The 7,580-nt window shown below is 70.4% G+C and carries 8 protein-coding genes and 1 pseudogene; 3 read left to right on the top strand and 6 right to left on the bottom strand.

Annotation, left to right across the window (positions count from 1 at the left end; translation table 11 throughout):
* Nucleotides 1-117: 117 nt before the first annotated feature.
* Together GT354_RS14925 and GT354_RS14920 are read right to left on the bottom strand one after the other, a co-directional pair.
* Nucleotides 118-306: a DUF397 domain-containing protein gene (locus tag GT354_RS14925; protein WP_161356797.1), complete on the bottom strand. Its 189-nt coding sequence runs from the start codon at nt 304-306 to the stop codon at nt 118-120.
* Nucleotides 303-1,118, bottom strand: a complete 816-nt coding sequence (locus GT354_RS14920; RefSeq protein WP_237534887.1) for a helix-turn-helix transcriptional regulator — start codon at nt 1,116-1,118, stop codon at nt 303-305. The genes GT354_RS14925 and GT354_RS14920 overlap by 4 nt, the downstream gene beginning before the upstream one ends.
* A gap of 170 nt (nt 1,119-1,288) precedes the next feature.
* Here GT354_RS14920 and GT354_RS14915 point away from each other — a divergent pair, with 170 nt between their 5' ends.
* On the top strand, nt 1,289-1,756 hold the full coding sequence (locus GT354_RS14915; protein WP_346012034.1) for an ATP-binding protein: 468 nt from the start codon (nt 1,289-1,291) through the stop codon (nt 1,754-1,756).
* A gap of 36 nt (nt 1,757-1,792) precedes the next feature.
* On the opposite strand, the gene GT354_RS14910 is transcribed toward GT354_RS14915, so the two are convergent.
* Nucleotides 1,793-2,335 carry an anthrone oxygenase family protein gene (locus GT354_RS14910; RefSeq protein ID WP_161356796.1) on the bottom strand — a complete coding sequence of 181 codons (543 nt, stop codon included), beginning with the start codon at nt 2,333-2,335 and terminating at the stop codon, nt 1,793-1,795.
* Between the two features lie 437 nt (nt 2,336-2,772).
* Here GT354_RS14910 and GT354_RS14905 point away from each other — a divergent pair.
* Nucleotides 2,773-3,123: pseudogene (locus GT354_RS14905) on the top strand (pyridoxamine 5'-phosphate oxidase family protein); the annotation flags it as partial.
* A 53-nt stretch (nt 3,124-3,176) separates the two neighbouring features.
* Here GT354_RS14905 and GT354_RS14900 read toward each other — a convergent pair.
* Nucleotides 3,177-3,941 carry an SDR family NAD(P)-dependent oxidoreductase gene (locus GT354_RS14900; protein ID WP_161356794.1) on the bottom strand — a complete coding sequence of 255 codons (765 nt, stop codon included), beginning with the start codon at nt 3,939-3,941 and terminating at the stop codon, nt 3,177-3,179.
* A gap of 66 nt (nt 3,942-4,007) precedes the next feature.
* A complete protein-coding gene (locus GT354_RS14895) occupies nt 4,008-4,724 on the bottom strand; it encodes a DUF4386 domain-containing protein (RefSeq protein WP_161356793.1) in 717 nt (238 codons plus the stop codon).
* A gap of 183 nt (nt 4,725-4,907) precedes the next feature.
* Between GT354_RS14895 and GT354_RS14890 the strand changes: the two genes are divergently transcribed.
* Nucleotides 4,908-5,411, top strand: coding sequence for a MarR family winged helix-turn-helix transcriptional regulator (locus tag GT354_RS14890; protein ID WP_161356792.1), 504 nt, complete (start codon nt 4,908-4,910; stop codon nt 5,409-5,411).
* A 187-nt stretch (nt 5,412-5,598) separates the two neighbouring features.
* On the opposite strand, the gene GT354_RS14885 is transcribed toward GT354_RS14890, so the two are convergent.
* A partial coding sequence (locus GT354_RS14885; RefSeq protein WP_161356791.1) for an ABC transporter permease occupies nt 5,599-7,580 on the bottom strand: 1,982 nt, incomplete at its 5' end.

Here is a 7,580-nt window from a genome sequence, read left to right as displayed (position 1 = left end):
GGGTGGGTGGGTTCTGAGAACCACCCAATCCTTCAACAAGGCGCTCGAATCTCGGCGCTCGAAGCCCGCCGCCCGGGGCCCGTGCTCCGAGCTTCGGGGGCTGCGAAAGCGCTCGATCTACCGGACCTGCGGCTCGGCGGCCCGGTCGACCAGGGCAGCCCAACTGGCGGTGGTAAGCGCCAACTCCGGACCGTCCTCGTGCTTGGAGTCGCGGACATGGACGGTGCCGGGCCGGGCAGCGACCTCGACGCACTCGCCGCCACCCGTATCGCTGTGGCTGGACGTGCGCCACGTCAGATCCCTCATAGGTCCTCCGCTATCCCCCTGATGAACCGGGCAGACTCCTCGATACCGAGGGCCTGCGCGCGGATCATGCCATGGCGCTGCACGAGAACTCCGATCGTTCCCGGAGCTGTGTGCAGGACCCCGCTCTCTTGACCCTCGGCGTAGGCATACTGCTCGTGTTCCGCAGTCTCCAACAAGACCAGAGGACCGTTGAGACCGGCGTGGGCACCCCGATCGGCAGGGAGCACCTGAATGGACACGTTGCGCAACTCGCCCACTTCAAGGAGATGCAGTAGCTGACCGCGCATCACTTCGGCGCCGCCGACCAGAGTGCGCAACGCCGCTTCGTAGATGACGAAGCCGAACAGGACGGTCGGGCACCGAGAAAGTCTCTCCTGCCGCTGAAGTCGTGCGGCCAGGCGCTGGTCGATGGTCTCGTCGTCCAAAGGCGGGCAGTGGGCGTTCAGCAACCCCCACGCATACTTTTCGGTCTGTAGCAGGCCGGGGACCAACGTCGTTTGGTAAAAGTGCAGGGAGATCGCGTCTTCTTCGGCCTGCATGTAGTCCTCGGCGTAGGACTGGAACTTCTCGGGCTTCAGGTACTCCTGGGCTGAGGTGAGCATGCCTCGGGCCCCGCAGACCTGATCGGCCACTTCCAGCAGGCGAGGCGTCGGGCGCCGTCGCCCCTGCTCTACGGACTTGATCGTCTCGTACTCGTACCCGGCCTCTTTGCCCAACTCCTCGCGGCTCAGGCCCGCCTGGATACGCCAGCGCTTGATCTGGTTCCCGCAGTACCGCCACGTCATCGGCGGCCGGGAGTTCGCTTGTGTCATCGCGTCCACCTCTTCGGGTGCACTGCGGGGACGGCACTATCCGTACCCGCTTCGTCACTCGTGAGGCTACTCAGTGACAGGCACGGTGAGATCCCGAACGCCGGAAGTCCTCACTCCGGATGGACGACTCGCCGATCGCCTCAGCAGCGGCCTGAACAGCTAGGACGTCGATGTCAGCGCAACCCCCGATGCCCACATCCACCCGGTCGAGGCTCTCGGACGGCCCTGGGCGGGAAATCGAGTGGCACTTTCCGTCGGACCTTCGAAGCGTCGGGTTGTCGCGGCGTCGGCTGCGCGAACAAGCTCACGCGTGGAAGATCCCGGCGGAGACGACGGAGACCGCCGTTCTGCTGTTGAGCGAGTTGATGACCAACGCGTGCCTGCACGCACAACTGCCGCCCGGCGCGGAGATCAGCGCACGGTGCATCCTTGGCGAGAGGACGCTGCGGGTAGAGGTCACGGACCCGGATGACACCCTGCCCCGGTCGCGCGAGGCGTCGTGCGACGACGAATCGGGCCGAGGGCTCATGCTTGTGACGGTACTCGCCGACGCGTGCGGTTCCAGTCCTGAATGTCCTGGAAAACCTGGAAGTTCTGGAAAGCCGGGAAAAGTGATGTGGTTCTTGCTGGGCCTGTAGTGAGCAGCAGTGCCACGAGGCTGGGCGGGGCCGGGGTCATCGGCCGGCGCGGCCGTGGAGGACGAGGGCTCGGCCGAGGGCGGCCATGGCGGCGGTGGCGGCGACGGTGCGGGCGGCGTTCCAGGCGTTCCAGGTGTTCTCGACGCTGTCGCGGAGCGCGGCGGGATCGGCGATCTTGGCGGGGTCGCCGGCGTCGGCGAGCTTGGTGTTGAGGGGGATGTTGCCGCCCATGGTGACGAACATGCCGATCAGGCCGAGGACGACGCCCGCGATGATCCAGCGGGTGGCTTCCGTGTAACCGAGCTTGCGGTGTTGGTAGATCGCGATCGCGCCGAGTATCGGAGCGCCGAAGAAGCACGCGAAGAAGGCCGGGTTCTCGATGCGTTCGTTGACCTGTTGCAGGACGTCGATGAAGGTGCGGTCGTCGACATCGGCGAGGCCCAGCATGATCGCGACGCTGAAGCAGAAGTAGACGCCGGCGACGAGGCCGGTGGTGACCATGGTCGCGCCGAGGACGAGGCCGGGGGCGCGGTTCGAGCGAGTGGTGGTGCCTGCGGCGGTGTTCCGGTTCGTTGTCATGTCCCTATTCAAGTGGGCCAGGATGAGACTGAACATCGCTGAAGAGCGCGAGTACATGTTTAATCGTCTAAGAAGTCCGACGAATTCCGACGGCTTCGGGTGAGGGGTGAGGTCGGGTCGCCGGAACGGAAGCACTGAGGCAACGCCCGTGGGTGACGCCGGACTTGGTGGATCGGGCGGCGGCCCTCGACGGTTGCGGGGAGCAACGCCCGCAGCGGTAACCGCCGTTCGGATGCCGGGTCGAGCCGTCCCGGCGGCGTCGCGCTCGCGATCACGCTCGCGGGCTCTCGACGTGCCGACGGAAACCGACGAATCACGTGTCGACCGGCACGCCGCCGCGAGGGCGATACGGAGGTGACGGTGGTCGACATGGCACTCGGGTGCCGCCGGTGATCCGACCTGGCTGTGGCGCGGCCTTTCCCGGTGCCGATCGCGGTGACGCAGACGCGGACGCGTCGCATCGTGGCGGCAACCCCGGCTTCGTACAGGTGCTTTCGCCGACCCGGCTGCGCCGGCCGGACTACCTCGGAAACTCGATGTTCCCGACCCTCGACAACCTCGAACTCAACCCGGCCGCAGGTCTGTTCCCGCCGGGATGGGAGACCGGCTCGACCCTGCACCTGTCCGGGTCGGCACGGACGGTGTGGGCCGAAGAGGAGATCGCCCGGGTGCCCGGCGCGCAACGGCTGGTCGAGTTCGAGGTGACCGACGTCGTGGAGATCCAAGGCGCGGTCGGGCTGCGCTGGAGCGACCCCGACTGTTCGCGCTTCAATCCGCCGACCGGCTGATCGCCGGTTTCCGGGTCGGAGATCGGCTCCGCGCCGGACCGGGGCCGACCGCGTCAATGGGTGATCCGGCCGCCTGCCACGTCGATGGTCAGCCCGGTCAACCACGCGGCGGCGTCGGAGGCGAGGAACAGTGCGGTCGAGGCGACGTCGTCGGGGGTGCCCAGGCGGCGCAACGGGTGCAGGGCGGCGACCTGTTCCTGTACGTCCGGCGGCATGTGGGCGGCGACCTTCTCGGTACGGATCGAGGACGGCGCCATGCAGTTGACCCGGATGCCGTGCGGGCCCAGTTCGGCGGCCAACTGCCGGGTGAGCTGCACCAGTCCGGCGTTGGCGACGGCGTAGGCGAGGTTGGCGCCGCTCGCTTCGCGGCCCGCGGCCGAGGACATGGTGAGGATCGAGCCGCCGCCGCGCTCGATCAGGCCGGGCAGGAATGCCTGAATCGTGAGGAAGGTCGAGGTCAGGTCGGCGTCGAGGACCTCGCGCCAGCGCTGCTCGGTGAGTTGCCGGGACGGGACCGGGAAGCCCTGCCCGCCGGCGAACGCGGCGAGCACGTCGACCGGACCGAATCGGCCCTCGACCTGTTCGCGGACCCCGTCGAGCGCGGCCGAGTCGGTGACGTCGGCGATTGCGCCGAACGCGGCGCCGCCCTTGTCGGCGATGCCGGCTACGACTGCGTCGAGGGCCCGGTGGTCCCGACCGACCGCGCAGACCAAAGCGCCCTGCTCGGCGAAGGCGCCGGCGGTGCGGGCGCCGATGCCGCGGGAGCCGCCGGTGACGACGACCACCTTGCCGGCCAGATCGGAGTAAGTGGCGGACATGTCGGCCTCCTTGACGAGGGTGAACGATGTAATGGACCGGCCCGGTCCCCGGAAACGTGGGTGTAGTCACCCGTGCCGTGACAAACGCGTGCGCGGGAGCATGGCCGCGACCGTCACCAACCACGCCGTGCCGCCGAAGCGCACGACCGGCAGCAGGTACGAGAAGCCCGAGCCGACCAGCGTGAGCGTCGAGAGCGCCCCGGCCGCGGCGATCACCAGGCCCACCCCCGCCAGGCCGCGCGGCAGCAGTCCGGCGAACCACGCCGTGACCGCGATACCCGCGACGAGCAGGGCGAACATCACCGCATAGGCGGGGCCGCCGGTCAGGAACGACAGGTCGGCCAACGCCCGGGCCAGGCCGGATCCCGCATCCGCGGGCAGTCGGGCGCCGCTCCAGGCGAACAACGCGCTCAGCGCGAGCGCGCTCGACGCCAGGACGCCGCCGACGAGGGCGATCGCCGACCCCGGCGCGGTGATGCCGAGCGCCCGCAGTCGGCGGTAGATCACCGCGGCCGTGAGCGCCAGTGGTACGGAGGACGCGAACAGCAGGAAGGCGCCTGCCTTGATCGCGTCGCCGTGGGCGCGGTCGTAGGCCAGTACCGCCGCGCCGGACGCGTCCGGATGCGGCGTGGACCGGTTGACGATCACCGCTGCGACGGTCAGTACGGCGTAGGCGAGCACGGGTGCGAGCAGCGGTGGCCCGGACTGTGGGCGGCGTCCGCTGTGGGCGGCGGCCTGCGGGCCGTCGGCGCCGGGATCGGTTCTTACGGCGGTGCCGAACATGGTGACTCCTCGGTGGAGGGCGAGTCGGCGGCGAAACGGTGACGCATCGACGTCAAGGACGGCGCGACGACGGCGAAGGAGTGGAGCAGACGCCACGTCGAGCGCTGTGCGACCTCACCCAATCGATATACGTAAGATAATGATTCCACGATGGAACGATTGTCAAACAACTACCATGTGGCCATGAGTACGAATGGTGAGCCTGCGCGCCCGGACGGCCCCCCGGACAGCGTCGCCTTCCTGTTGGCTCAGCTCGGGGCCCACGCGACCAAGCTGTTCGCCGAGCGGGTCGGCGAGTTGGAGCTGACTCCCGCCCAGGCCGGGCTGCTGCGGTCGGTGGCCGGCCGGCCCGGGCGCAGTCAGCGCGAGGTGGCCGCCGAACTCGGCATGCCGCCGAGCCGATTCGTTCCGTTCGCCGACGAGCTGGAGCAGCGCGGCCTGATCGAGCGCCGCAAGAATCCCGCCGACCGCCGGTTGCACGCGTTGCACCTGACCGACGCGGGCCAGTCGCTTCTCGCCGGGCTGCGCGAGGTGGGGATGGCGCACGAGGCGCAGATCTGCGCCGACCTCTCCCCGGGCGAGCGTGGGCAGCTGATCGGGCTGCTTCGACGAGTCGCCGACCACCAGGGGCTCACCCCGGGCGTACACCCCGGCTATCGGTCCGTCCGGCCGGACCACGCGCGCTGAAACCGGCTCCCCGCCCGGCGAAGCATCGATCCGGCAGGCCCCGATGCGACGAAGCCCTGTTCGACGACGCCCTGACCCGGCGAGCCCCGCCCCGGCGAAGCCGCCACCCGGCAAGCCCCGCCCCGCCAAGCCCCCCGGCGAAGCCGCCACGCCAAGCCCCGCCCGAGCCCCGCCCCGCCCGCCCCCGTCAGGCGCCGGCCGCCACCGCAGGCCTGGTCCGGGTCGCCGTCCACGTCGGGATCAGCGTCGCCCCGAAGGTGAGCACGGCCGCCGTGCCGACCACGCCGAGGTAGATCGTGATCGGGCCGGAGGGAAGCCACGATTCGGTGGCCGCCATCGCGAACGGCACCGCGGCCGCCGCCGCGGCCACCGTGCCCAGCACCACGCCGATCAGCGTCGCGAGGGCCGACTCCACGGCCGCCATGTGCAGCACCTGGGCCCGGGTCGCGCCGCTGAGCCGTTGCAGCCCGAACTCGGCGCGCCGCTCCCGCGTGGCCAGAACCAGCGTGTTGATCAGGGACAGCGCGGTGTACAGGGCGAGCATGCCGACGATCACATAGTTGACCCAGGCCTGGGTCTCCGATTCCACGGCGTGTGCGTCGAGCAGCGCGCTGCGGGACTCGGCCCGCACGCCCGGGTGTTGCCCCGCCCACGTCGTGAGCGAGGACACCAGGCGCTCGGGGTCGGTGCCCGGCGCCGCACGGACCAGGAATCGGGTGGGCAGGCCACCCGTGGTGTGCGGTGCGAGCAGGGACAGCGAGGTCAGTGCCGTCTCGTAGCCGACCCGGCCCCGGAACAGCGCGACCACGCGCACGTCCACCGGCGTGCCGTCGCCCAGACGAATCCCGATCGTGTCGCCGACCCCGCGATGCAGCGAGCGGGCGAGGTGTTCGGGTAGCGCGATCGTGGACCCGCGCAGGTCGCCGAGGTTGCCCGCGGTGGGCACGACGGCGGTGGCCCACAGCCCGGACTCGCCGTCTATGCCCTGGAGTTCCAGGCCGTGTCGACCGTTCAGATCATGGGCCGGCCGCTCGACGACCGCAGCGCTGGTCGTGTAACCACTGGCGTCCGCGACCCCCGGCAGTGCGCGAATCGCGGGCAGCAGTGCGGGATCCAGGCCGCCGGACACGGAGTCGAGCACCGCGTCCGCGCGCACGCTTTGGGTGAACACCTGCTCCGACTCGTGGTTTTGCGTCGTCTGGACGTACAGCTCACCCGTGCTGATCGCGACCGCGAGCATGATCGGCGTGACCACGGCCGCCATCTTGACCGCGCGCACCCGGGAGTTGACGACCGCAAGCCGCCCCACTGCACCGGTCACCGAGCCGAGCAGGCCGCCGAGCAGCCACGTGAGCGCCTTGGTCAGGCCGGGCGCGATGAGCGCGATCCCGATCGACGCGCAGATCACCGCCGGCCCGGCCGTGCTCGCGGCGATCGGCCCCTCCAGGACCAGTGCCGTGACCAGCACCAGCGCGACGGCGCCGGCGAGGAAGAGCACCGCGAACACGAACCGGATCCAACCGAACCAGCGCTGCTGCAACGCCGATTCGGCGAGTGCCTCGGTGGGCTTGGCGGTCACCGCGCGCCGAGCGCCGATGACTCCGCCGAGCAGCGCGGTCAGGACGAGCGCGCCGCCCGCCGCGACGGCCGGGATCCAGCCCGCGGTGAACTCGACGGTCTCGGCGACCATGCCCGCGTCGGCGAGCAGGTCGAAGAGCGCCCGGCCCGCGATCGGCCCGGTGAACCACGCGAGGCCCGCCGCGAGCAGGGTGATGGTCAGCGTCTCGCCGAGCAGCATCCGGCGGAGCTGACCCGGGGTGGCGCCGATCGCCCGCATCAGCGCGAACTCGCGGTGCCGCTGCTGTACGGACAGGCCGATCGTGCTCGCGACCACGAACACCGCGATGCCGATCGCCAGTCCACCGAAGACGCTGGACATCGCGATCAGGTCGGCACCCTCCGCCGGGATGTCGGGGTGCTCGACCGCGCCGCGGTCGTCGCCGGTCAGGATGCTCGCGTCGTGGCCGGCGAGGGTGCGCGAGACCTGCTTGCGCAGCGCGCCGAGGTCGGTTCCGGGCGCGGTGACGATCGCGATGTCGGCGACCGTGCCCGGGCGCGCGGTCAGCCGCTCGGCCTCGCCGGCGGCGAAGAACATGGTGGCCTGCGGGA

The sequence above is a fragment of the Streptomyces sp. SID3343 genome, from assembly GCF_009865215.1.
Taxonomy (GTDB): domain Bacteria; phylum Actinomycetota; class Actinomycetes; order Streptomycetales; family Streptomycetaceae; genus Embleya.
This window is presented reverse-complemented; position numbering and strand designations above follow the sequence as displayed.

What these genes read in the sequence shown, in the direction of transcription:
- GT354_RS14925 (WP_161356797.1), bottom strand. Translation starts at nt 306, where the DNA reads ATGAGGGATCTGACGTGGCGCACGTCCAGCCACAGCGATACGGGTGGC.
- GT354_RS14920 (WP_237534887.1), bottom strand. Translation starts at nt 1,118, where the DNA reads ATGACACAAGCGAACTCCCGGCCGCCGATGACGTGGCGGTACTGCGGG.
- GT354_RS14915 (WP_346012034.1), top strand. Translation starts at nt 1,289, where the DNA reads ATGTCAGCGCAACCCCCGATGCCCACATCCACCCGGTCGAGGCTCTCG.
- GT354_RS14910 (WP_161356796.1), bottom strand. Translation starts at nt 2,335, where the DNA reads ATGACAACGAACCGGAACACCGCCGCAGGCACCACCACTCGCTCGAAC.
- GT354_RS14900 (WP_161356794.1), bottom strand. Translation starts at nt 3,941, where the DNA reads ATGTCCGCCACTTACTCCGATCTGGCCGGCAAGGTGGTCGTCGTCACC.
- GT354_RS14895 (WP_161356793.1), bottom strand. Translation starts at nt 4,724, where the DNA reads ATGTTCGGCACCGCCGTAAGAACCGATCCCGGCGCCGACGGCCCGCAG.
- GT354_RS14890 (WP_161356792.1), top strand. Translation starts at nt 4,908, where the DNA reads ATGAGTACGAATGGTGAGCCTGCGCGCCCGGACGGCCCCCCGGACAGC.